Consider the following 24,477-nt stretch of genomic DNA (forward strand, 5'->3'; position numbering starts at 1 on the left):
CCGGTGACCACTCGCAACGCCTGTCGCCCACTGGGCGACGTAGCCGCGGTCGGGTCGCAGGGCGCGCACCACCGCGATGAACAGCTCGTTGTTGACCCACCGCCGGCCCGGCTTGAAGCAGTCGACGACCGTGCCTCGCTTGGCCGGCTCGCCGGTCCGGTCCGCGTTCACCCGTTCGGTGATCGTCTCGTACGAGGGGTTGCCGGCCCAGCCTTTCAGGGGCGCGCAGCAGCTCGTCGAGGTCGTCGAGACTCCGGGCCGGGCCCGGATCCGGCGGCGCGGCGTGATCGTGGCGCGGTGACGAGGTCATCTGCCATCCCCGGGACTGCCCGGCGGCGGCAACACCACTGACGCGACGACGACCACGACTGCCTAGACGGGGGACGGCTCCAGAGCGCCCAAGAAGGCCATCACCTCGGCCTGGAACGCGTCGGGGGCGAGGCTGTGGACGCGGTGACCGACCGGGATGGTGGCCAGCCGGGCGTCGGGGAGCGTGGCCGTCACGTCGGCCAGGCGGCGGGGCGGGATCCAGCTGGCCGGGCCGCCGGAGAGGACCAGCACCGGCTGCCGCACCCCGGCCAGCCGCGCCCACCACTGCGGGTCGGGTCGCACGAGCTGCGTGACGATGGCGCCCATGACACCGAGCGGGTGATCGGGGCGGGTCGTCAGGACGGTGGCGGCCATGGCCGCGAGCCGGAGCAGGCCGCCGTGCAGGCGGCGCGGCGGGGCCGCGAGGTCCTCCAGGACCAGGCGGGAGATCAGGTGCGGCGAGTGCAGGGTCGCGGCCAGGGCGGCGTACGCACCGACCGAGTGCCCGATCAGGACGGCGTCGCGCAGCGCCAGCGTCTCGAGCAGCCCCAGCACGTCGTCGCGCAGGCTCTCGAGCCGGTAGTCGCCCGTCCGCCCGCTGCCGGCGTGCCCGCGCAGGTCGATGGCGACGACCCGATGCCCGGCCGCGGCCAGCCGCGGCGCGAACCGGTCCCAGGTGTCCGCACTGCTGCCGGTGCCGTGCAACAGCACCGCGGGCTGACCGGCCGGGTCACCGCACTCCCGGTAGCCGAGCCGGACACCGTTGACCACGACAGTGCCCACCGTCGACCACGCGAATGCCATCCCTGGTGTTTACCAGAACTCCGCTTGAAGAAGACTCGGATGCCATGTGACCGTCATCCCCCTGCCGATCTCGGAGCGGCAGCGCGGCCCGGACCTCATAGCCTCCGTCGCTCGCCGGGCCCGCGGTCAGATCGCCGCCCAGAGCACCGACCCGCTCGCGCATCCCGCGCAGGCCGTGGCCGCCGCCGGGCCGGGCGGCGGCGGAGCGCCCGGCGGCCGCGTTGTGCACGCGGATCCGCAGGCTGTCGCCGACGATGGTCACGGCGACCCGCACACTCGCGCCGGCCGCGTGCCGGGTCGCGTTGGACAGGCCTTCCTGGACGATGCGGTAGGCGGCCTGGCTCACGAGCGGCGGCACATGGGCCGCCGCGACGGGCTCCAGGACGACGTCGAGCCCGGACTCTCTCGCCGCCCCGACCATGCCGGCGATGTCGGCCAGGCCCGGTGCCGGCGCGGCGACCACGTCGACCGCGTCGCTGCGCAGGACCCCGAGCAGCCGGCGCATGTCCTGCAGGGCCGCCCGTGAGGCACCGGCGATCTCGCCGAACTCGCACTGCCACGTGTCGCGGTCGTCGCTCAGCCGGTAGGGCGCCGTCTCCGCCCGCACCGCGATCATCGACATGTGGTGCGCCACCACGTCGTGCATCTCGCGGGCGATGCGGGCGCGCTCCTCCAGGACGGCACTGCGCTCCTGCTCGGCCTCGGTCAGCTTCCGCTCGGCGACCAGGCCGCGCTGCGCCTCGACCCGCCGCCGCACCTGGTCGCCGACCACCGCCAGCACGACGATCGCGCCCACCACCACGGGCGTCCGCGACGGTGCCAGATGCCCGGCTGTCGTCGCGGTGGTGAGCAGCACGACCCAGAACACCGTCGCCACCCGGTGGACCACGGCGACCAGCAGCACCAGGGCGGGCAGGATCACCACCTGCAGCGGATGCCACGGCCACGACAGCCCGTCCGGCGCGACTCCCGCCGGCAGGTTCACCAGGGTGCCGACCATTGCGATCCGCCAGGCCATCAAGGGCCGGCGGGGCAGCAGCAGGAACGGCATCGCCACCGCCGCGGCCAGCGCCGGACGGACCGCCGGCTCCAGCTCACCGACGGCGTCGTACGCCAGCATCGCCGCTCCCACGCCGGCCGCGATCGACAGTGCGGTGAGCAGCCGGCGCCCGGCGGGTCCGCGATCCCGGCCGGCCACCACCGTCCACAGTCCCTGAAGCAAGGTGGTCACCATGCCGCCTATGTTTCGCCGGTGACCGCGCCGGATCGATCCCGCAGACCCGAGCACCGAGGGTGGAGGTAACCCCACCATCGGCCGAGGCCCGTCTCGGCGGTCAGGCGCCACCCGGGCCAGGCGGCCGGCCCGCGTTACCGGCCTCGTCGGCGGCCAGGATGCTTTCGGCCCGGGCCACCCGCTCGTCCACCGCAGCGAGCTGTCCGGCCGGCCAGGTCCCCTCCACCTGGATCCGGCGGACGAGGATCAGGTCGGCGCGGGCCGCGGCGAGGTCACCGATCTCGGCGTGCACGAGGGCCAGCCGTGACAGCGTGATCAGCCGGCGGATCGGCGGCATCCCGGTCCGGTCGAGCACGGCGAGCGCCTCCAGGAGCTCCAGCCGGGCGGCCGGCCAGCGACCGGCGCTGATCTCGACATCGGCCAGCAGGTCGCGGGCCGTCAGCTCGGCACTGAGCGCGATGTGCCGCAGCGGAGCGGTCCCGGGATCGGTCACCGCCTCGATGACCTCGCGCAGGATGGGGATGGTGTCCTCGTCCCGGCCCGCGCTCTGGGTGGCCCGGGCCCACTGGAGCAGACCGTTGGGCAGCCCCTCGCGATCGCCGGCGGCCCGGAACTCGGCGACCGCCGTCCGGGCATACCCGATCGACTCGTCCCACTCCCGCAGCTGGTAGAGCACCCAGCTCATGTAATAGCCGGCCCACGCCTGCTGCCGCTGATCGCCGGACCGGACGGCGGCCTCCAGCGCGCGGCGGGCGTGGGCGAGTGCGGTCTCCGGCTGCTGGAGCAGCAAGGTGTGCACCCAGGTGAGATATCCCTGATGGATGGCCTGGAGCCGGTCGTCGCCGAGGCGCTCGGCGGAGCCGGCCGAGAGGGTGAACACCTCCTCCCAGACCGTCCCGCTGTCCCAGGTGTCGGAGAACCAGTGCAACGATTCGGCGACGTCGATCACCCGCTGGTCGTCGCCGGCCGCGGCCGCCGCGCGCAGGGCCGGCAGCCAGTTCTCGGCCTCCCGGCGGAGCCAGGCGCCGGCCTGCGCGGCGTCGGTCAGCGCCACCACCGTGGTGACACCCGGCTCGGAGCTGTGCTCCGGCTCGAAGAAGCGGCCGGCCACGATGGCCGTGTCCAGCAGCCAGCTGTCGCGGCGGCGGGCCGTCGCGGCCCGCTCAGCCGCGGTTTCCGTACGCTCGAGCTCCGCACCGGCATAGAGCCGCAGCAGGTCATGGAACTCCAGGCGCCCGTCCGCCCGCTGCTGCAGCAGTCCCAGGTCGACCAGGTCGCCGAGCGCCTCCTCGGTCGGCCGCAGCGGCTCGCCGGCCAGCACGCTCGCCAGTTCGGCCCCGGTCGAGGGGCCCGGCACCAGGGCGAGCCGCCGGAACACCCGCTGGGCCGGTGCCGAAAGCTGCTGGTAGGAGAGGCTGAAAGCCGCCTCGACCTGCAGATCGCCCGCGGCCAGATTGTCCAGGCGCCGCTCCTGCCCGGCCAGCCGGGCGATCAGGTCGTCCGGTGACCAGGCGGGCCGGCTGGCCAGGCGGTTGCCGGCGATCCGCAGGGCCAGCGGGATGTGCACGCACAGCTCGGCGATGTGGCGCAGGGCGTCCGGGGAGGCGCCGGCCCGGTCGACGATGCCGCGCAGCAGCGCCACCGAGTCGTCCGCGGGCAGCGGCTTGAGGTGCAGCCGGCGGACGTGGCCCAGGCCGCCCAACCGGCGCCGGCTGGTCACCAGCACCGCGGTGGGCCCATGCGGTGGGAGCACCGGCAGCACCTGATCATGGCTGATCGCGTTGTCGAGCACGATCAGCCCGCGCCGCCCGGCGAGCAGGCCATGCCACAGGGCGACCGCCTGGTCCAGGTCGCGGGGCACCACGCGGACGTCCGGACCCAGCGCCCGGATCAGCCGGGCCAGCACGGCGGCCGGGGCCATCGGGCGCGCGTCGAGGCCGCGGAGGTCCACGAAGAGCCGGTCCTCGACCGGCCACCGCTGGGCCACCCGGACCGCGAACGAGGTCTTGCCGACCCCGGCCGGCCCGCTGACCACCACGACGGGCGCCGGTGGACCGGCCGCCAGCCACTCGGCCACCCGGGTGAGCTCCTCGCCGCGGCCGGTGAAGTCGACGACCTGCCGGGGCAGCGGCAACCCGCCCGCCGGGGCCACCTCGCCGCCGTCGCGGGCCGCGGCCAGCAGGGCCGCCCGGTCGTCGTCGGTGGCGGCCAGACCGTCGGCCAGCGCCTCCACCGTCCGCACCCGGGGACCCCGGCTGATTCCTCGTTCCAGGTCGCTGATGGCCCGGACGCTGACCCCGGTCGCCGCGGCGAGTTGAGCACGGGTCAGGTCGGCCACCGTGCGCAAACCGCGCAGGAGCACACCGAAGGGGGTGACCTCCGTCATCGTCGTCCCTCCTCCGCCCCGCCACCAGGGCCGATGTGTCGTCCGAGCCTCTCACGGAACCCAAACTGCCTGCGTACTTCGTGGTCCAGCCCTCACCCCGGTGGTCGAATGGCGTTCGGAAGCGCACCTCCGGGGTGCGCGTTCGCACCGAAGCAGCGAGGGAGGTCCGGATGACGCCGGTGGAGCGGGACCCCACAACGCTGATCGGCCGCGACCGCGAGCTGGCCGACCTCGCGGCTTTCCTCGACGCGGCGGCCGTCCGGCCGATGGTCATGGTCCTGCTCGGTCCGCCCGGCATCGGCAAGACCGCCCTGCTCGGCGCGGCCGCGGTGCTGGGCCGGGAGCGCGGCTTCCAGGTCCGGTCCGACCTGCTCGGCACTCCCGCCGACCGGCCGCGCACGCTGACCGCCCTGGTGCCGGCTCTCGAGCGAGCGTCCGCCGACGCGCCGGTGCTCTTTCTGCTCGACGAGGCCGACCGCGCCGACCGCGAGCCGCTGGAGCTGCTCGTCGAGGCGCTGCGGCACTGCACGGACGAACGGGTCGCGCTTCTGCTGGCCGCGCGAGCCGGCGAGTCGCTGCCCTGGATCGGCCCGCCGGCGATCCGATACCGGGTGCGGCCGCTGGCCGACGACGCCGCGGCCCGGCTGCTCGACACCCGGACGGACGGTCACGGCGACCGGATCCGCCGGCACTTCCTCTACCGGCAGGCGGGCAATCCGCTCGCGCTGCTGCGGCACGGGAATCCGCACACCGCGCTACCGGACGAGTTCCGGCGCCTGTTCGACGACCTGCCGGCCGAGACCCGGCGGCTGCTGTTGCACGCGGCCCTGGCCGACGAGGCCGAACCGGCCGGCACGGTCACCCGGGCCGGCGGCGGCTCGCCCGACCTGGCCGGCTGGGCGCCGGCCGAGCGGGCCGGCCTGGTCACCGTCACCGACGGGCGGATCTACTTCTCCCATCCGCTGACCGGCGCCTGCCGGGCCGCGCTGGCCGGCCCGGCGGAGCTGCGGCAGACGTACGCGAATCTCGCGGCCCACAGCGACGACCCGTCCTGCCGGGCGAGGTATCAGGCGGCGGCGATCGGCCGGCCCGACGAGACGGTGGCCCAGGCGCTCGAGGATGCGGCCGACCTGGCCGAGGGGCGCGCCGATTACCTGGCCGCGGCCCGCGGTCTGCAGGAGGCGGCCAGGCACAGCCCGGCCGCGACCGACGCGGCAAGACGCTACGCCCGGGCGGTGTTCGCCGCCTACCGCACCGGCGAACCGGCGTGGGCCCTCACGCTTTATCGAGGGATGCCCGCGCAGGTCTACGATCCCGATGTCCTGGGCGTGGCCGCGGCGGGCGCCGGGCTGGCCCTCGTCCAGCTGGCCCGGCCGGTGGAGGCCTTCGAGCTGAGCGAGGCGGCCGCCCGGCGGTGGCCCCGCGACGGCCAGATCACCCTGACCGTGGTGGCCGTCGCGGCCACCGCCGCGCTGATGTCCGGCCGGGCCGACCACCGCGCCCGTCTGCCCGAGCTGCTCGACCTCACCCGGGCGGACTCGCCCGGCGGTCTCGGCTCGGGCCTGGTGCCGCGGTCGGTGGCCCCGCACGCGCGGGCCTCGGTGCTGGCGGTGGCCGAGCCGGCGGCACCGGTCGCCGACGCGGGCGAGCCCGGCCCGGCCATGACCGGTCTGGCCGAGGTGGCCCGGATGCTCTTCACCGGCACGACGGCCTGGCTCCAGGACGACTCGGCCCGCACGACGGCCGAACTGGCCGCCGTCTGGCAGGCCCAGCGTCACTCCGGCGCCCCCGGCTCGCTGGTGGCCCGGCTGCCCCTGCTGATCCTGGCCATGTTGGACAGCGGACGCTGGACCGAGGCGGCGAGGCTGATCGACGAGGCGGAGCACCTGGCCGCGGTCGGCGGGATCCCGTTGCTGCGGATCGTCCTGCCCGCCCTGCGCGCGACCCTGCACGCCTGGACCAGTGAGGACCCGGCCGGCCCGGCACTGCCGGACGCTCCGGAGGGCAACACCTTCGCCGCCGGCCTGCGGCATCGGGCGCTCGGCCTGAGCCGGCTGGCCGCGGGCGACCACGACACCGCGTACGCGCATTTCCGGGCCCTGTTCGACGAGGCCGGCGAGCCGGTCCACTTCTTCCTCGGCCCGCGCTCGCTGCCTCAGCTCGCGCTGACGGCCACGTTGTCCGGGCGTACGGCGGAGGCGCGCGAGATCGTGGCGGGCTGCCGCCGGGCGGATCGGGCACCCACCGCACGGATGGTGGTGCTGCTCAACCACGCAGCTGCCCTGCTCGAGGACACCGACGACGCCGAAACGCACTTCGAGCGGGCGACCGCCGACCCGGACCGGGCTCAGCAGTGGCCGCTCGAGTTCGCCGAAGCCCGGTTCAGCTACGCCCTCTGGCTGCGCCGGCAGCACCGGCTGCGCGAGTCCCGGCCGCACCTGCAGGCCGCCCTGGAGACCTACTTGCGGCTGGGAGCCCGGGCGCACGCCGACTATGCCCGCCGGTTCCTGCCCGGCAGCACGGACAGCACGGACCGGCGGGCAGCGGCCGCGGCCTTCGCCGGACTCACCGCGCAGAAGCGGCAGATCGTCCGGCTCGCCGCCGCCGGCTTGACGAACCGGGAGATCGGGCGGCGGTTGAACCTGTCGCCCCGGACCGTCGGGTCGCATCTCTATCACGTGTTCCCGGTGCTCGGCGTGCAGAACCGGCACCGGCTCCGGGAACTGCTGGCCGACCTGGCCGAGCCGGCCGGAACGGGAGACTGACCATGCCGGACAGCACGCTGCTCACCCCGGCCACCGGCCTGATCGGCCGTCCGGACGAGCTCGCCCGGATCACCGGGCTGCTGGCCCCGGCCCATCCCGGTGACCGGACCCTGGTGCTCACCGGCGATCGCGGGGCCGGCAAGTCCCGGTTGCTGGCCACCGCGGCCCAGCACGCGCGCGACAGCGGTCGCTACCGCGTCGTGCTGGTGCCGGCGGTGGGCGACGAACCGGCGCTGATCCGGCATCTCCTGCTGGCTTTCCGGCGCGAGCTCGACGACCGGACCATCCTGTCCGGACTCGACGCGACCCCGGACGTGGCCGGACTGGCAGCCCTGCGGCCGGTCGCGCGGGCGGCGGTGGCCGCCGCCAACCGCCGGATGCCGGTCCTGCTTGTCGCCGACGACATCCAGCATCTCGGCGCGGACGCCGCCACCCTGCTGGCCGAGCTGCGCGATGACGTCTCGGCCCGCGTGCTCGCCGGGCACGGGCCGATCCCGGCCGCACTCGCCGGACTACCACGCCTGGAGGTGGCACCGCTCTCCCCGGCGTACGCGGTCCGGCTGCTGGACGCGCAGGAACCCGCACCGGCGCCGCGGGCGCGGGCCGAGATCCTGCGCCGCGCGGCCGGCAATCCGGCCGCCATCGTCGAGCTGAGCGCGGGCGAGGGACGGCTCCAGTCGGGCTTCGCGGCCACCATCCGCGGTCTGCCCGAGCCGGTCCGGCGACTGCTGCTGCACCTGGCGGCCGCGACGCCGCCGGCCGGGGCCCGGATGGTCCTGGCCGCCGCCGGCCTGGACGACCCCGATCTGTGGCGTCCGGCCGAGCGGGCCGGGCTCGTCCGCCTGACCGGTGACACCGCCGCGTTCACCCATCCGCTCGCCGCCGAGGCGGCCTACCGGCCGGAGCCGGTGTCAGCCCGGCAGGCGGCCCACCAACGGCTGGCCGCGCACCGGACCGGCGCTCCCGAGTGGCAGGCGCTGCACCGGGCCGCCGCGACCTCGGGCCGCGACGAGACCGTCGCGGCGGCGCTGGAGTCGGCGGCCGGGATCTTCCGGGCCCGGCAGGACCTTTTCGAGGCGGCGCGAGCCATGGAACGGGCGGCGGATCGGTCACCGCGGGCGGAGACGGCGGCCCGGCGGTTCGCCCGGGCGGCGGCCGACGCGCGCAACCTGAGCGAGCCGGACTGGACGGGTGAGCTGTATGCGGCGGTGCGCCGGCTGACCCACGACCCCGACCTCATCGCGACGGCCGCGCACGCCGCGGCCACCGCACTGTCCCGATCGGGGCGCCAGCACGAGGCCTTCGCCGTGCTCACCGCGGCCCGCCGAGCCGGTTCGCCGGCCGATCCGGCCACGATGCTGAGCATGACCGGGCTGGCCGCGGCGCTGGCCGCCATCTCGGGCCGGGAGGAGCACCGGCTCGAGCTGGCCGGCATGCTGGCGGAATCGGAACTCGGGCTCGACCCGGCCACCGCTGTCTTCGTGCGCCTCATCATGGACCCGGCGTCGCATCCCGGACGGGCATTCTGCGAGACCGCCGCCCCGCAGCCGGGCACGGTGCTGTCCCCCGCCGACCGCGTCCGGCTCGGCATCCTCGGCACGATCGCCGGCTACGAGGACCGGTCCCGGCTCGCCGCCGACGTGCTGCGGGCCGTGGCCGGTTCCTCCCTGTCCGGCGTCGAGACCGTCCCGGTGCTCATCGGCGCGCTGATCGACACCGGCGAGTGGGCTCGGGCCGAGCAGCGGGCCGACGCCGCCGTCGGGGTCGGGCTGCCTGTCTTCACGGCCAATGTGGCGGCGCTGCGGGCTCAGCTCCACGCGCTGCGCGGCGACGCCGATCGTGCCCTCCGGCTGGCCCGGCAGGCGTGGTCGATGCTCGACATCCAGCAGCACCGGTCGGTGCACGTCCGTCTGCTCCGGGCGACCGGACTGGCCGCCATGTCCCGGGGCGACTACGACGACGCGTACCGGCAGTTCCGCTCGATGTTCGACCGGGACGGGCGTCCGCTGCACACCTTCCTCGCCGGGCGCTGCGTCGGCGAGCTGGCCGCCGCGGCCGTCCGCAGTGGCCACCGCGACGACATCGGCCCGATCGTCGAGCGGGTCCGGGCCGACGCGGGCGACGAGCCGAGCGCCCGGATGCGGCTGCTGCTGCACCTGACCGATGCCCTGCTGGCCGACGGCGATCGGGCCGAGCACCACTTCCGGCTGGCGACCGTCGACGCGGCCGGCGAGGAATGGCCCTACGAGCGGGCGGTCGCCCGGTTGCACTACGGGGAATGGCTGCGCCGGGCCCGCCGCCCCCGCGACGCCCGGGGCGTGCTCGGCGCGGCGGCCCGGACCTTCGCCGAGCTCGGGGCAGGACCGGCGGCTGAGCTGGCCGCCCGCGAGCTGCGAGCCGGCGGGCAGCAGTCCGGACCGGCCGGCCGCGGGGTGCTCGGGGCGCTGACCCCGCAGGAGGAACAGGTCGCCCGGCTGGCCGCTCAGGGCCTGCGCAACCGGGAGATCGCCGAGCAGCTGTTCATCTCGGTCCGCACGGTCGGCGCCCACCTGACCAGCGTCTATCCGAAACTGGGGATCGGCGGGCGGCACCAGCTAAGCGAGAGCCTCCCGCAGGAAGTCGGCGCCCTGACGGATGGCCGCCTGTGAGGCCGGCACCGAGCGCAGCGCGGTCAGCGACACGAAGTCGTGCACCACGCCCAGATAGCGGACCGCGAACGCCGCCACCCCCGCCGCCCGCAACCGGCTCGCATAGACCTCGGCCTCGTCGCGCACCGGATCAGCCTCGGCCGAAATGATCAGAGCGGGCGGCAGCCCGGTCAGGTCGTCGATCGACGCGCTCATCGGGGACAGCACCGGGTCGGCCCGGTTCCCGGCACCCGCGCTGTACTGCTCCCAATACCACCGCACGGCGTCGTGGGTGAGCAGGTAGCCGGAGCCGAACTCGCGGTGTGACGGCTGCTCGCACCGGGCGTCGAGCAGCGGGTAGTAGAGCAGCTGGGCGCTGATCCGGGGGCCACCACGCCGTTTGGCCAGCAGCGTCAGGGAGGCGGCCAGGGTCGCGCCCGCACAGTCCCCGGCCACGGCCAGGCGGCCGGCGTCCAGGCCGAGCCCGGCCGAGTTCTCGGTGATCCAGACGGTCAGGGCGTAGATCTCCTCGACGGCGATCGGGAAGCGGGCCTCCGGCGTACGGGTGTATTCCGGAACCACCAGCGCCAGTCCACTGGCGACGACCAGGTCGGCGATCAGCCGCCGGTGGGTGTGGGCGTCGCCCATCATCCAGCGCCCGCCGTGCGCATAGATCGCGACGGCCGGCGGGTTCTCGGCCGGGGCCGGGGTGAACAGCCAGAACCCGACCAGCCCCGACGGGCCGACCGGGGCGACCCGGAACTCGGCCCGGACGGCCGGATCCTCGCCGGCCGGGCCTTGCGACTCCAGCAGCGCCTGCCGGCCGTCCCGCGGGCCGAGCTCGTGCAGGAAGGGCGGACCGGACGAGGCCTCGACGAGGCGCTCGACGATCGGATCGAGGACGACCGGACGACCCGTCACGGGCGGATGCCGGGGCTGGTGTCGCGCCGGCCGCGGCGTACGGGATGAGGCCTGACCACGGCGGGGCCTCAAGCAGCCCGGTGATGCAACGAGATCGCCAGCTCCACCCGCGAGTTGATGCCGAGCTTCTCGAAGATGTGGCGCAGATGCGTGCCGACCGTGTGCGGTGACAGGTGGAGCTCGCGCGCGGCGTCGCGGTTGGTGGCCCCGGAGGCGATGAGGTGGGCCACCTTGCGCTCGCCCGGGGTGAGGCCGGCCCAGCCGGGAACCCACGGGCCGGCGTCGACGGCCGTCTCGTGCTGAACGGCGGTACGGAGCGACTCGGGCACCGACGCGCGGCCGGCCCGGCGCAGCAACTCGCACGGGAAGCGCAGGTGCTCGCCCTCGTTGACCATGAGGCCGGCCCGCAGGAGCTCGGCGATCGGCCCGACGAGGGCCGACGGGCGGCACCGCACCACATCGGCCAGCTGGGTCGCGGTGAACCGGCAGGGCAGCAGCGCGGCCATCAGCAGTGCCCGCCGGGTGTCGGGACCGAGCCGGGCCAGCCGCTGCTCGACGAAGTCGACCAGGCGCCGCGGTGGTTCGGAGCCGACGACACCGTCCGCCCGCAGGCGGCCCTCCTCGCGCAGACCGCGCAGCAGTTCGGTCAGGATCAACGGGTTGCCGCCGGCCTGCCCGGCCAGAGCCAGCAGCTGGGCCCCGGGCGGGAGGCCGGTCCAGTCGGTGACCACCGCGGTGACGTCGCCCGGGGTCAGCGGGGCGAGCCGCAACCGCGCGTCGGCCCGCACGGGCGGCCGGGCGCCGCCGGTCGCCAGCACCCAGAGGATGCCGCAGTCGCGCAGCCCCGCGGTGAGTGTGCGGAGGGTGCGCAAGGTGTCCGGGTCGGCCCACTGCAGGTCGTCGAGCACGATTGCCAGCGGGCCCGGGACGGCCGCCTGCGCCAGGGCCGCCCGCAGGTCGTACGCGACCCAGTAGCGCAGGTCGGCCCGGGCGGCGGTGGTGCGCAACGCGACCGGGTCGGCCACCGGCCACGCGCCGTCGAGAACGGCCGACAGCAACGGCGCGAACGGCACCGCCTGCTGACCGTCCACCGCGGCGGCGGCCAGAGCCCGTACCCCGGCCTGCTCCGCCCGGCGCAGGGTTTCCCGCAACAGGCGGCTCTTGCCCGTGCCCGGTCCACCCTCGACCAGCACCACGCTTCCGCGTCCACTCCGGGCCGCGGCCAGACCGGCCCGCACCGCGGTCAGTTCCGCGTCGCGCCCGCGCAGAGCCGGCCGCGGCCGCACTGTGCGAACCAGTCCGACGACACTCATCCGCCCATCCCCGATCGTTCGGCGCTCCTGCTGGCTACGAGCCTTCCAGCGGTTCACGGGCCGGACATCGGTAAGGTGACTGACGGTCCGCCGCAGCCATCGGGGATGGGCATGACTCCGGATGCCGGCGTCGGGCCGGGTCTCGATCGCGCGCTTCGCACAGCGCGCCGGTCCCCGGCGTTCGTCCTTCGTCCGAAAGGTGTCACGCCGACATCCGGAGCTGGGGAAAGAATCGCCTATCTCGGACATTTCGCACAGCGTCAAACGTCTTGATCTTGGACGCCGAAGGTCCGGCGCCCTCGATACCGCGGTATGGAAAGGGCGGCGGAACGGACCGAATCCCGTCATGGCCCGGCGCGCCTCCACCCGTTTTGCTAGTTAAGGCTTCAACATTTTCAGCGCGCACCGCCCGGGAGCCGGCGGAACACCTCGCCGCAGACGTCGACGCACCGGGCCAGCACGATGTCGGCCGCGAGCAGCTCGGTCGTGGTGAACACGAACACCTCGCGCTCGACCCGCTCGACCGACTCGATCCACGGCTCGGCCGCCAGTTGCTGCTCGAAGGTGTCACTGCCGGGCGAGGACAGGCCGAAGATGCCGAGGACACCGTCCTCGAAACCCAGCGACCAGTCCTGGCCGTCCCGGGTGGCGACCGACAGATAGCCGGGCAGATCGGCGAGGACGGGATCGTGCGGCAGACGCCCGACAGCCTCGGTCACCGCGGGCCGGCCGGCCAGGGCCTCGCCGGGGAAGCTGTCCAGACCGCCGCCACTCCGCCTCGGCTCGACGCCCTCGACGCCGTACGCGGGCCCGGACTTTCGCAACCAGCTCATGACGATCACTATCTCCCTCGAGGGGGCCCGGCGTCGCCACCGGGCCCCGGACGATGACGGATCAGGGCCAGAACGCGCCGGTCGACGCGTGGATCTGGAACGGGATCCGGTTGCGGCGCAGGCAGTCCAGCAGATCCTGCGGGATCCCCTGCGAACCGTTCGCGTGCGGCAGGAAGTGCCACAGCACGTTGTCGACCTCACCGTTGTCGAGCAGGCTGCGGTCCTGGTCACACTGCTTCAGGTAGCTCTCGGGGTGACCCGGCTCGCCGGTCTTCACCTCGTGCAGGTTCTTGGGCGGACCGGTCTCCAGGAAGTCCGGCTCCCGCGCCGAACCCGGTCGCGGACGGCCGGGCATCGGGATCCGGGCGTCGGCGTTCCGCAGACCCGGACGGCCGGCCATGACGACGTCGGCGAAGTAGTCCTCACCGGCCTGCCAGCCCCGGATCCACGGCGTCGCTGCCGCGCCCGGCACGGCATCGGCCAGCGCGCCAGCCAGCCGCTTCAGGCTGTTGCTGGACTTGCGGGCCATCCGCAGGATCACCGCGTCCGACATGCCGGCCGCGGTCAGCTTGCCGTAGTCGCCGAGCATGACCGCGCGGATGGTCAGCGTCTTGACGCTGTCGGCGATCTTGTCGTACTTGGCGACGAAGGTGATGACCTTGTCCAGGCGGTGCACGTACTTCAGGACGAACTTGGCCGCCTTGCCGGGGATCGCCACCGCGTCACCGACATACGGGACCAGGCCCATGATGCTCAGCCCGGCACCGACCCAGTCCGACTTGATCAGCGCGGCGATCGTGTCGCGCAGATCGGCCAGGCCACCCAGCACCCAGCCGACGACCGGGATCAGGCTCAGCCCGCCCGAGCAGAGATAGCCGGCCAGCCAGGCCATCGAGTCGCGGGGCTGGAAGTCGCCGGCGATCAGACCGAGGACGAAGTCGGTCACATACGTCCACTTGCCGACCCGCTCGTCCGGGCGCACCGGGTCGAGACCCTGGTCCTCGGTGTGGGCGACCTCGTAGCCGTCGGCGATCCCGTCGCCGTCGGTGTCGGCCCTGACCGGGTTGGTCAGGTGCTCGCTGATCTCGGCGCCGTCGGTCAGGCCGTCGCCGTCGGTGTCCGCGTTCGCCGGGTCGGTCTCGCTGTCGTCGCGCTCGGTGCTGTCCGGCAGCCCGTCGCCGTCGGTGTCGACCGCGGTCGGCGTGGTCGTCACGGGCGGGGTGGGCTCGCTGACCGGCGGCGGCGGGTTGTCCGCGACCAGCGGGTCGCGGCCCTGCGCCACCTCGGCGCCGTCGGCCAGACCGTCGCCGTCGGTGTCGGCGTCGGTCAGCTTGGTACCGAGTTCCTGCTCGCGCAGGTTGGTCAGTCCGTCGCCGTCGGCGTCCTCGGCGCCGTCGCCGACCCCGTCGCCGTCGGAGTCCGGGTTGTTGGGCCGGGTGTCGGTGGCCAGCTGCTCGATCTCGGTCCGGTCGGTGAGACCGTCGCCGTCGGAGTCGGCCAGCAGCGGGCTCGCGCCGAAGCGCAGCTCCACCACGTCGACCACACCGTCGGCGTCGTGGTCGCCCTCATAGGTGATGCCGAACCGGCCGAGAACCGCGAAGCCGTTCCGGCGCGCCTCGGCGTTGTACTCGGTGGCGTCCTCCGGGTCGGCCTCCCGCAGCTGCTCGTCGGCCGACTTGAGAGCACCCTTGGCCTTCTTCAGATCGTCCTGCGCCTTGGCCAGCCCGGTCGGCGCGGGCGGGGCGGGCGAGATGATCCGCCACGGGTTGACGACCGCCTCGGCGTCCTGGATCGAGGCGTCGGCCAGCAGGCGTACGCCGGTGAGCGTGCCCACCAGGGCGTCGAGATAGGGCTTCTCGTCGTCGGCCTCGTCCTCGAGCTCGTCCAGAAGCGGCTCGAGGTGCCGGATCGCCTGCTGGGCGTCGTTGTCGGTCTTGAACCGCGCGCCGTCGAAGTAGCGGGTGCCGAGGTCGTCGAGGACCGGTTGCAGCGTCTCGCGGACGTCCTCGGCGTCGAGGTAGGGCCGGACGCGCTCGGCGGCCTGGCGCAGGTAGGTGGGTGCGTCCCGGGTGTACTTGGCGGCCGGGATCTTGCGGACCTCGGCCTCCCAGTCGAGGTCGTTCGCGTACGCGGGCGAAGCGACCAGAAAGCTGGAGACCATCAGGGCCGCGGTGCTGAACACCGCCGATCTTCGAACAAGACTCACAGAACCCTCCCCGTATCGACGATCACCTATCGGCAACCGCGGGAAGGTTATCGACGCCCGCAAATGCAATCAACGTTCTGTCGTACATGTTGGTATCCGGTGTACACAGTGGTCACTCCCGTGCTAACGGGGTGGTCCAGCTGCGACGGGGCCGGATCCGGGTTGTCACCGGGATTGCAGCGAGTCGAAGAAGGCCGACTTCTGCCGCTCGTACTCCATCGGGTCGTCGACGTGGCGGAGCTTGAGCTCGTTGTAGGCGGCGACCAGCGCCGGGTCCGCGGCCAGGCGCTGCCAGGTGTGGGTGAAGCGCCGGTCGTGCTCCGAACCGGCCGGGGTGACCGCGATCCCGGTCGGCAGGGAGCTGCCGCCGACGAGGAGGAGCTCGTGCGGGTCGGTCAGCAGGGCCGCCAGCCGATCCCGCTCGCGCCGGCGGACGGCGCGGGCGAGATCGAGGACGTCGGCTCCCGGCCGCAGCTCAGGAATCGCTGAGCTCGCTGTGCTTGTCGAAGCCGATGTAGAGCCGGGCCGCCGCGTTGGAGCCGAGGGCGTTCAGCGTCTCGAGCTCGCGCAGGCGGAGCAGGGCCGGGTGCTCGGCGTAGGCCTCGGCCGCCCCGGCCAGCCGGCGCAGGGCGTCGACCTCGGCGTCGGCCCGGATGCGCTTGGCCTCCGCGTCGGCCTCGGCCGCCACCCGCTTCGCGCTCGCCTGGGAATCGGCCTCGAGAGTCTCGCGCTCGACCCGCGTGCGCGCCTCGACCATCTGGGCCTCGGCCATGCGCTGGGCGGTGAGGACCCGATTCATGATCTCCTGCAGGTTGCCCGGGAAGACCAGGTCCTTGACGTCGGCCCGGATGATCTGCACGCCGTACCCGGCCGAGACACCCTCGACGTCGCGCAGGATGTCCTCGCTGAGCTGGTTGCGGTTGGTCAGGATGGCCTCGAGCGTCATCGACGCCAGCGAGCGCCGCGCGGCCAGCTGGACGTCGCTGTAGATGCGGTCGGTGTAGTCGGCGACCTGCTCGACGGCGGCCCGCGGGTCGACCACGCGGAAGTGCGTGACGATGTTGACCCGCACCGCGACCTTGTCGGCGGTCAGGATCTCCTGGCCCTTGATGTTCAGCTCGCGCTCGCGCACGTCGATCGGCACGATCACGACGGCCGGCACCCGCGCCGCGAACAAACGCCGCCGGGGCAGCTCGTAACGGCCCGGCTCGAGCACCTCGTCGAAACGGCCGTCGCTGTAGCGCAAACCGCGGAATCCACTCTGGACAATCACCTCGTGCGTGCTGGACATGGTTCACCTCTTGCCACTGAGTTCGGGTGGCCCCGGAGCGGATCCGATGTGAAGGATCGGACGCCAGGAGGGCAGCGGATCAGCGTGGTTTGATCGCCAGGGCATCCACTGCGTAAGCGCGTACTTCTGAAGCCGCCGGGGCCTTGATCAGGGTGACAGAGCCCGGGCGGCGGCCACAACGCATTAACTACGGCAGCAGGGGCAGGGCCAGCCGGAAGCAGGCGCCCGCACCCACGGCTGTCTCCAGCTCGACGTCGCCGCCGTGGGCGCGGGCCAGCGAGCGCGCGATCGAGAGGCCCAGGCCGGCGTTCGCGCCGCCGGCCCGGGTGCGGGACCGATCCGTACGGTAGAAGCGGTCGAAAATCCGGCCGGCCTGCTCGGCGGTCAGGCCCGGGCCGCTGTCCGCCACCTCGAGCACCGCCCGCCCGTCCACCGTGCCGACGCCGATCCGCACGCCGGTGCCGGACGGGGTGTGGGCGACCGCGTTGCCGACGAGGTTGGCGACCACCTGCCGCAGCCGGGCCTCGTCGGCGTCGACCGGGGCCGGGCCGGGCGGGCCGGCACCACCGGGCCCGGTCAGCTCGACCGGCCGCGACGGGTCCAGGGCGTGCAGGTCGTGCCGGGCGTCGGTGGCGAGCGTGCGCAGGTCCATCGGGGCGCGCTCGAGCTGCCCCTCGGGAGCGTCGTCGAGCTGGGCCAGCAGCAACAGATCCTCGGTGAGGGCGGTCAGCCGGGTCGCCTCGCGCTCGATGCGCCGCATCGCCTCGTCGACGTCGGACGGCGCCGCCAGCGCGCCCATCCGATGCAGGTCGGTCGAGCCCTTGATGACGAACAGCGGCGTCCGCAGCTCGTGGCTCACGTCCGAGACGAACGTCCGCATCCGCGCCTCCGAGGCGGCCTGGTCGGCGAACGCGCGCTCCAGCTGGCTCAGCATGGTGTTGAGGGAGGCGGCGAGGTGACCGATCTCGGTGCCGGGCGCGGCCAGATCGGGTACCCGCCGGCTCAGGTCGCCGGCGGCGATCGCGGCCGCCGTGTGCTCGATGCGGCGCAACGGCCGCAGTCCGCGGCCGAGGGCGAACCAGCCCAGTCCGGTCAGCAGGACGACCAGGACGCCGAGGCTGACGAAGCTGGTCGTCCGGAGCTGGGCGACGGTGGCGTCGGCCGTGGTCATCGGCGCCGCCGCGATGACCGTCCCGTTCCAGCCGGCGGTCCGTTCGGCCACGGCCCGCCAGCGAACCGAGCCGTCCGCGGCCGGCAGGAAGGCGCCTGTCCGGTCGGTGGGAGTCGTGCCGAGGGCGGCCGCCGTCGGCAGACTCGCGCGGTCGAGCCGGGAGGAGACCACGCCCTCGGCGACCGTGCCGTCGGGGTGCAGGTAGACCACGTACGGGGTCCCGATCAGGTCGAGGGCGGGGTCGAGCAGGCCGGGGCCCGCGACGGGGGTGGGACGCGGACCGTTCACCGGCAGGCGCGAGATCAGCGACGTGAGCGAGGTCAGCTGGGTGTCGAGCCGGTCGACCTGGTAGTGCTCCAGCCGATCGGAGACGACCGTGCCGACCAGGCCCAGCCCGGCCAGCAACAGGGTCGCGGTGATGAGCAGAAGGCGTACGCGAAGGCTCATCTCCGGGGCTCGCGCATCACGTAGCCGACACCGTGGACGGTCTGGATCAGCTTGGGCTCCTCGGTGTCGAGCTTGCGCCGCAGATAGGAGATGTAGGTGTCCACGATGCTGGCGTCACCGCCGAAGTCGTAGTGCCACACCCGTTCGAGGATCTGCGCCTTGGTCACCACCCGGCCGGCGTTCTCCATCAGGTGGCGCAGCAGGCGGAACTCGGTGGGCGAGACACGGACGGGCCGGCCGTCCCGGGTCAGCTGGTGTCCCTCGGGGTCGAGAGTCAGCGGCCCCACGGTCAGCAGGCCGGAGGGGGAACCGTTGGTGCGGCGCAGGATCGCGTTGATCCGGGCGATCAGCTCCTCCAGGTCGAACGGCTTGGTCACGTAGTCGTCGGCGCCCAGCGACAGCCCGGTCACCTTGTCGGCCTGCCGGTCGCGCGCGGTCAGGAACAGCACGGGCACCGGGCGGCGCTCCTCCCGCAACCGCCGCACCACGTCGAAACCGTCCCGGTCGGGCAGCATGACGTCGAGGAGCACCAGATCGGGTGGGTCCGCGGTGGCCGAGGCGATCGCCTCGGCGGCGGTGGCGGCCGAGGTTACCCGGAATCCGGCGAACCGCAGGGTCGCGGCGAGCAGTTCCCGTACGGTGGCCTCGTCATCCACCACGAGCAGGCGTTCCGCCCGGGCGGTCATCGCTTCCATGGCCGCCAGCCTACGAACCCGTCGACCAGCAGACTGCCCGCGAAGCCGGAAACCGCCCCGGCCCCGAGCCCACCGGCCGAGGCGAGCCACGGATCGGCGGCCACCCGCAGGTCGAGCAGCGGCAGCGACAGGATGAAAGCCTGGGCGCTCAAGCCGACCGAGGCCCGGGCCAGCACGGCCAGGACGACCAGCAGCAGACCGGCCGCCGCGGCGAGCCAGATCGCCTGCACGGCAGCCCGTCGCAGGGGCCCGCCGCGCCGATGCCGGCCGGTCCCGGCGGCGACAGCGATGCCCAAGCCGACCACGACGGCCCCCGAGAGCAGCACGAACGGGACACCGGACGGCAGCGACCGCCCGCCGTCGAGGACGCAGGAGAGCATCCCGTCCGCGTGCACCGCCCACGGTCCGGCCAACCCGAGCAGCACGACCGGAAACGCCATCACGGCAGCACCGGCGGCCACCGGGCCACCAACCACCCACGCCGCGACCAGCCCCGTCACCACGGCCCCGGCCACCGGCCATCGAAGCGCGCGCGCCCCGGCCGTCACCGTGGGAAACCGCGCGGCCACCAGGCACAACCCGACGACAGCCACGGCTCCGACCACCGCACCGATCACCGCCGGCCCCACCGCCACCGCGAATCCAGCCTCAAGCGCCCGTCCGGCACCGCCCGGCAGACCGCCACCCGGCAGACCGCCCCCGGGCAGACCACCGCCGGAGGGGCAGCCGGCGCTCTCGACCACTGACGTGGCGCCACCGGCCGGCAGGTTCAGGCTTCCGCGGCCCGCCCCCGCGACCGCCCCCATGACCGCCGCGAAGACGGCCGTCGCCGACAAGCCTCGCGTGAGCAGACCGTCCCGCCCTCGCCGCAGCAACAGCACCCCCAGCACCACCGCGCCCACCGCAGTCACCCCCAGCGGCATCACGTCGACAAGGCCGTGCAGGCTCACCGGCATTCCGCCCGCCGGTACGGCACCGAGCCGCACCGGCGCGCCCACCGCCATCGCCGCGACGGCCGCGGTGAGCCGACTCATCGACCCCGCCCGCCCGGCATCGAGCAGGAGCAGCCCGCCGGCCGCGGTGCCGGCCATGGCCAGCACCGCGAGCCCGGCCACCACGGCCCCTTCGAGCCCGTCCCGCGCACCGGCACCCCGGCCGCGAGCGGCTTCCGGTCCGGCGGGCCGGGACGCAGCCCACGATTGCCGCACTGCCCGGATCGATGCCATCGCCGGTCAGACGTCGCGACGGCGGAAGACCACGAACGCGGCCGCCAGCACCCCGGCGATGGCCAGGCACATGCCGCCCAGGTTGAGCCACGGGTGCGGGAAATCGGGATCGGCGACCGTGCCGAGCGCCGCCGACCCGCCGATCGTCGGCCAGTAGGTGAAAACCCCGTGCATCCAGGACGGGAAGATTCCGGCCACCGCCGGCACCAGGAAGACGATCCCGACCAGCGTCGCCAGCGCCCCCGCGGTGGCTCGCATGAGCACCCCGAGCCCGACCGCCAGCAGCGCGATCGCCGCCAGATAGAGCCCGCCCGCGACCACCGCCGACAGCACTCCCGGGTCATCCAGCCCGGCGACCGGCACGCCCTGCCGGTCCATCAGCGGTTGCCCGATGAGGAACGACGCGAACATCAGAACCTCCCCCGCGATCACCGCGACGACCGTGGCCAGCACCACCTTGGCCGCCAGGACCCGCGTCCGCCGCGGCATGGCGGTCAGCGTCGTCCCCATCAGACCGGTCGCGTATTCCGAGGTGACCACCAGGATGCCCAGCACCCCGACGATCAGTTGGGCGACGATGTACGCGGTCAGGCTGCGCCCGGTCGGGTCCCAGGCCTGCCGTTCCGCGTCGGTCGCCTCGGCCCAGGACTGACCGGCCGCGTTCGAGGCCAGAATGGTGATGCCGAGGGCGACGACGAACAGGCAGCCCAGCGTGTACCAGGTCGAGCGCAGGCTGCGCAGCTTGATCCACTCGGCGCGCAGGGTGTGGCCGAAGCCGGGCCGCGCGGCGACCACGTCGGTGCTCATGCCGCCACCCCCTGATACTCGATGCTGTCGCGGGTCAGTTCCATGAACGCGTCCTCCAGCGAGACCCGCTGCGGGGTGAGCTCGCCCAGCGCCACCCCGTGATAGGCGGCCAGCTTGCCGATGTCGGCCGCGCTCATCCCGGACACCACGAGCGACGATTCGAGCCCGTCGCGCACGATCGCCCCGGCCGCGACGAGCCGCTGCGCGAAGTCCCCGGGGTCGGTCACCCGGACCAGGACGGTTCCCTCTCCCCCCGTACGCGTCAGCTCGCTCACCGCCGTGTCGGCGATCAACCGCCCGCGCCCGATGACGATCAGGTGATCCGCGGTCTGCGCCATCTCACTCATCAGGTGGCTGGAGACCAGCACCGCCCGGCCCTCCGCGGCCAGCGACCGCATCAGGTCGCGCACCCACCGGATGCCCTCCGGGTCGAGCCCGTTCACCGGCTCGTCGAAGATCAGCACCCGGGGATCGCCCAGCAGGGTCGCCGCGATCCCCAGCCGCTGCCGCATGCCCAGCGAGAAGCCACCCGCCCGCTTGCGCGCCACGCCCTCGAGACCGGTCCGGGCCAGCACCTCGCCGACCCGCCGCCGGGGCAGCCCGTTGCTCACGGCCAGCGCCAGCAGGTGGTCGTAGGCCGTCCGGCTGCCGTGCACCGCCCCCGCGTCGAGCAGCGCACCGACCTCCAGGAGCGGCACCGCCAGCTCGGCATACCGCCGCCCACCGATCGTCACCGACCCGCGGTCCGGCGCGGCCAGCCCGATGATCATCCGCATGGTCGTCGACTTGCCGGCCCCGTTGGGCCCCAGGAAACCGGTCACCTGCCCGGCCTCCACGGTGAACGACAGATCGTCGACCACGGTCTCGGGACCGTACCGCTTGGTCAGCCCCCGTACGTCAATCATGCTCATGCCGCCGATGCTGCTCGGCCCGGCTGACCGCTGCCGCAGAGCTTCTGGGAGAACTCTGTGAACTCGCCCGCTCAGCCCGCCGCCGCGGCCGCGTCACCCAGAGAACTCCGGGAAGTCGCCCGGTCAGCCCGCCGCGTCACGCGGAGAACTCCGGGACGTCGCGGACGGTCAGGGCGATGATCAGGGCGGAGATCCACTCGGGGTCGCGGAGGCGGTCGCCGTAGAGCTCGCGCAAGCGGGTCATCCGGTAGCGGACGGTCTGCGGGTGGATGAACAGCTCGGCCGCCACGTCGTCGCGCCGGCCCTGGTGGCGCAGCCAGCTCCGCAGGGTCTCGGTCAGCTTGGCCGCCGACTCCTCGGGGGCGGCGGCCAGCGGTTCCAGCACGCGCGCCCGCAGGTCGGCCAGGGCTTGCGGATCGGCGGTGAGCACCAGGGTGGCCAGGTGGTCCTCGGTGTCGACCACCGTCGAGGGGGGCACCCCGGGTGTTCGCAGGGTGCGCACGGCCCTCTCGTACGAGTCCTTGACCCGCAGCCACGGCCGGGCCGGACCGACCATCGCGCTCTGGCCGCGCAGCAGGCCCATCAACGCCGCCCGTCCGCTGCTGTCGGCGTCGGGGACCAGCAGCACCGACAGGTCCTGCGCCCCCGGACCGGCCTCACTGAGCTGCAGCGTGCGCCGATCGAGCAGGTCCACCACCGTCCGGGCGGCGTGCTCGGGCACCAGGACGGCGGTCAGAGTGCGCGGGGGTGACCAGTCGGCGCGCCGCGCGGCCAGCACGACTGTGTGCTCGGGCTCGCCGGCCAGCAGCGCCTGGGCGAGCTGCTCCAGGTGGCGCAGCCGGGCCCGGCCCGAGGAGGCCAGCTCGTCGGCGTGCCCGGCCACGCTGGCCGCGGAGAGCTCGTCGATGTAGGCGAAGACCAGCTCGGCGAAGTGGGCCACGGTGGCGGCCGGCTGCCCGGTGCTGAGGCTGATCGCGGCCAGCTCGTGCCACGAGACCCGGGCCCCGACCCGATAGGCCGCGAGCAGCGCGTCGAGGCTGCGGCCGTTGCGCGCCTCACCCCGGCCCAGCGCGTACGCCGCCTCGAGGGCCGGAGCGAGCGGCGAGCGCGGATCGGGGCTGTAGGCTCGCGACACCAGCTCGAGGAACGTGCCCAGGGCGGCCCGCACGGCCCGCTCGATCTTCACGCCCAGCACCCCGGCGAAGGCGTCGGCATAGGCCGGCACCTCGGCCGTGATCGCATCGATGGTCTGCAGGGCGACGTGCGGCAGCCGGTCCCGCAGTGGCGCGACCACATCGGGTGACAAGCGAAAAGTTCGGACATCCGGCAGGGGCTCGGCCACGACGATTCCTCCCGTTTAGCCTCCGTGGCTTGTCCCCCGCGAACAAAAGCCCCGGTTAAATTCACTTCGTGTGGTCAGGAATCTACCCCGACAACGAGTGACGCTTGTTACGTGGCTGTTATCCGCACCGTCCGAACCGGCGCCTGGCGCGTCGTCGAGCTGATCACGACGCCGGTGGTCCCCGCGGACTACCTCGACGTGATCGCTCCGCTGCGCAACGCCCGGGTGCTCCGCGCCAAGATCGACGCGGTGCGCCCCGAGACCGAGACCAGCGTGACGCTGGTGCTGCGGCCCGGTCGCGGCTGGGTGCGGCACGAGCCCGGGCAGTACGTCCGCGTCGGTGTCGACGTCGACGGCGTACGGCAGTGGCGCTCTTATTCGATCACCAGCGCCCCGGAGCGCCGCGACGGCCGGTTCACCATCACGGTCAACGCGGTCCCCGACGGCCTGGTGAGCACGCACCTCGTCCGCCGGGCCAAGCGCGGCATGATCGTGCACCTCGACGTGCCCACCGGCGAGTTCCTGCTCGACCGGCCGCGCCCGGCCAAGGCGCTGTTCGTCACCGCGGGCAGCGGCATCACGCCGGTCATGGGCATGCTCCGCAGTGCGCTGCACGAGCTGTCCGACGTCGTCGTCGTGCACTCGGCGGGCACCCGGGAGGCCGTCGTCTTCGGCTCCGAGCTGCGCGCCCTGGCCGCCGAGGGCCGCATCCGGCTGATCGAGCGGCACACCCGGACCGACGGCCGGCTCAAACCGGCCGACCTCGACGAGCTGGTGCCCGACCTGTTCGAGCGCCGGACCTGGGCCTGCGGGCCCAACGAGATGCTCGACGACCTCGAGACGCACTGGGCCGACGCCGAGGCCGGCCACCTGCTGCGGACCGAGCGCTTCCGCCCGACGCTGATCAGCAGCGCGGGCGGCGGCACGGTCACGTTCAGCCAGTCCGGCACGGTCGTCGAGACCGACGGCTCCGAGCCACTGCTCGACTCCGGCGAGGCGGCCGGCGTGCTCATGCCGTCCGGCTGCCGGATGGGCATTTGCTTCAGCTGCGTGCTGCCGCTGCGCGAGGGCGCCGTGCGCGACCTGCGCGACGGGCAGCTCACCGTCGCCGAGCCGGGCGACAACATCCCGATCCAGACCTGCATCTCCGCCGCCGCCGGCCCCTGCAAGATCGACCTTTAAGAGGACT

At 73.8% G+C, this 24,477-nt stretch carries 19 protein-coding genes; 5 read left to right on the plus strand and 14 right to left on the minus strand.

Features of this window, described 5'->3' with window-relative positions; genetic code table 11:
- Nucleotides 1–130: 130 nt before the first annotated feature.
- The gene (locus NAG42_RS17565; RefSeq protein ID WP_250031371.1) at nt 131–301 is read left to right on the plus strand and encodes a hypothetical protein; all 171 of its coding nucleotides are present in this window, start codon (nt 131–133) and stop codon (nt 299–301) included.
- Nucleotides 302–372: 71 nt separating this feature from the next.
- Here the strand turns inward: NAG42_RS17565 and NAG42_RS17570 are convergent, their stop codons facing one another.
- From NAG42_RS17570 to NAG42_RS17580, 3 genes are all read right to left on the minus strand, one after another.
- The gene (locus NAG42_RS17570; protein ID WP_250031372.1) at nt 373–1,113 is read right to left on the minus strand and encodes an alpha/beta fold hydrolase; all 741 of its coding nucleotides are present in this window, start codon (nt 1,111–1,113) and stop codon (nt 373–375) included.
- A complete protein-coding gene (locus tag NAG42_RS17575; protein ID WP_250031373.1) occupies nt 1,040–2,347 on the minus strand; it encodes a sensor histidine kinase in 1,308 nt (435 codons plus the stop codon). The genes NAG42_RS17570 and NAG42_RS17575 overlap by 74 nt, the downstream gene beginning before the upstream one ends.
- Nucleotides 2,348–2,447: 100 nt before the next feature.
- Nucleotides 2,448–4,733 carry a helix-turn-helix domain-containing protein gene (locus NAG42_RS17580; RefSeq protein WP_250031374.1) on the minus strand — a complete coding sequence of 762 codons (2,286 nt, stop codon included), beginning with the start codon at nt 4,731–4,733 and terminating at the stop codon, nt 2,448–2,450.
- A gap of 170 nt (nt 4,734–4,903) precedes the next feature.
- Here NAG42_RS17580 and NAG42_RS17585 point away from each other — a divergent pair, with 170 nt between their 5' ends.
- Both NAG42_RS17585 and NAG42_RS17590 read left to right on the plus strand, forming a co-directional pair.
- Nucleotides 4,904–7,498 (plus strand): helix-turn-helix transcriptional regulator, encoded by a 2,595-nt coding sequence (locus tag NAG42_RS17585; RefSeq protein WP_250031375.1) that lies wholly within the window; start codon nt 4,904–4,906, stop codon nt 7,496–7,498.
- A 2-nt stretch (nt 7,499–7,500) separates the two neighbouring features.
- A complete protein-coding gene (locus tag NAG42_RS17590) occupies nt 7,501–10,146 on the plus strand; it encodes a helix-turn-helix transcriptional regulator (protein ID WP_250031376.1) in 2,646 nt (881 codons plus the stop codon).
- On the opposite strand, the gene NAG42_RS17595 is transcribed toward NAG42_RS17590, so the two are convergent.
- The 4 genes from NAG42_RS17595 to NAG42_RS17610 form a co-directional block, all read right to left on the minus strand.
- Entirely contained in the window at nt 10,093–11,046 is a 954-nt protein-coding gene (locus tag NAG42_RS17595; protein WP_250031377.1) for an alpha/beta hydrolase, read from the minus strand. The two genes, NAG42_RS17590 and NAG42_RS17595, sit on opposite strands and share 54 nt — an antisense overlap.
- A gap of 68 nt (nt 11,047–11,114) precedes the next feature.
- Nucleotides 11,115–12,359: a helix-turn-helix transcriptional regulator gene (locus NAG42_RS17600; protein ID WP_250031378.1), complete on the minus strand. Its 1,245-nt coding sequence runs from the start codon at nt 12,357–12,359 to the stop codon at nt 11,115–11,117.
- Nucleotides 12,360–12,754: 395 nt separating this feature from the next.
- Nucleotides 12,755–13,192: a hypothetical protein gene (locus tag NAG42_RS17605; RefSeq protein ID WP_250031379.1), complete on the minus strand. Its 438-nt coding sequence runs from the start codon at nt 13,190–13,192 to the stop codon at nt 12,755–12,757.
- A 61-nt stretch (nt 13,193–13,253) separates the two neighbouring features.
- Entirely contained in the window at nt 13,254–15,374 is a 2,121-nt protein-coding gene (locus tag NAG42_RS17610) for a hypothetical protein (RefSeq protein ID WP_250031380.1), read from the minus strand.
- 255 nt (nt 15,375–15,629) lie between these two features.
- Here NAG42_RS17610 and NAG42_RS17615 point away from each other — a divergent pair, with 255 nt between their 5' ends.
- Nucleotides 15,630–15,887 carry a hypothetical protein gene (locus tag NAG42_RS17615; protein ID WP_250031381.1) on the plus strand — a complete coding sequence of 86 codons (258 nt, stop codon included), beginning with the start codon at nt 15,630–15,632 and terminating at the stop codon, nt 15,885–15,887.
- Here the strand turns inward: NAG42_RS17615 and NAG42_RS17620 are convergent.
- From NAG42_RS17620 to NAG42_RS17650, 7 genes are all read right to left on the minus strand, one after another.
- Nucleotides 15,874–16,689 carry a slipin family protein gene (locus NAG42_RS17620; RefSeq protein WP_250031382.1) on the minus strand — a complete coding sequence of 272 codons (816 nt, stop codon included), beginning with the start codon at nt 16,687–16,689 and terminating at the stop codon, nt 15,874–15,876. The genes NAG42_RS17615 and NAG42_RS17620 overlap by 14 nt on opposite strands.
- A gap of 187 nt (nt 16,690–16,876) precedes the next feature.
- Complete coding sequence (locus tag NAG42_RS17625) at nt 16,877–18,307, minus strand: sensor histidine kinase (protein WP_250031383.1); 1,431 nt, start codon at nt 18,305–18,307, stop codon at nt 16,877–16,879.
- On the minus strand, nt 18,304–18,993 hold the full coding sequence (locus NAG42_RS17630) for a response regulator transcription factor (protein ID WP_250031456.1): 690 nt from the start codon (nt 18,991–18,993) through the stop codon (nt 18,304–18,306). The genes NAG42_RS17625 and NAG42_RS17630 overlap by 4 nt, the downstream gene beginning before the upstream one ends.
- Nucleotides 18,990–20,117, minus strand: coding sequence for a hypothetical protein (locus NAG42_RS17635; RefSeq protein WP_250031384.1), 1,128 nt, complete (start codon nt 20,115–20,117; stop codon nt 18,990–18,992). Before NAG42_RS17635 ends, NAG42_RS17630 begins: the two co-directional genes overlap by 4 nt.
- Before the next feature lie 117 nt (nt 20,118–20,234).
- Entirely contained in the window at nt 20,235–21,035 is an 801-nt protein-coding gene (locus NAG42_RS17640; RefSeq protein WP_250031385.1) for an ABC transporter permease, read from the minus strand.
- Complete coding sequence (locus NAG42_RS17645) at nt 21,032–21,940, minus strand: ABC transporter ATP-binding protein (protein WP_250031457.1); 909 nt, start codon at nt 21,938–21,940, stop codon at nt 21,032–21,034. The genes NAG42_RS17640 and NAG42_RS17645 overlap by 4 nt, the downstream gene beginning before the upstream one ends.
- Nucleotides 21,941–22,082: 142 nt before the next feature.
- A complete protein-coding gene (locus NAG42_RS17650) occupies nt 22,083–23,288 on the minus strand; it encodes a PucR family transcriptional regulator (RefSeq protein ID WP_250031386.1) in 1,206 nt (401 codons plus the stop codon).
- 111 nt (nt 23,289–23,399) lie between these two features.
- Between NAG42_RS17650 and NAG42_RS17655 the strand changes: the two genes are divergently transcribed.
- A complete protein-coding gene (locus NAG42_RS17655) occupies nt 23,400–24,470 on the plus strand; it encodes a ferredoxin reductase (protein WP_250031387.1) in 1,071 nt (356 codons plus the stop codon).
- The last annotated feature ends 7 nt before the right edge of the window (nt 24,471–24,477 follow it).

It is taken from the genome of Paractinoplanes maris (genome assembly GCF_023544465.1).
Lineage (GTDB): Bacteria > Actinomycetota > Actinomycetes > Mycobacteriales > Micromonosporaceae > Actinoplanes > Actinoplanes maris.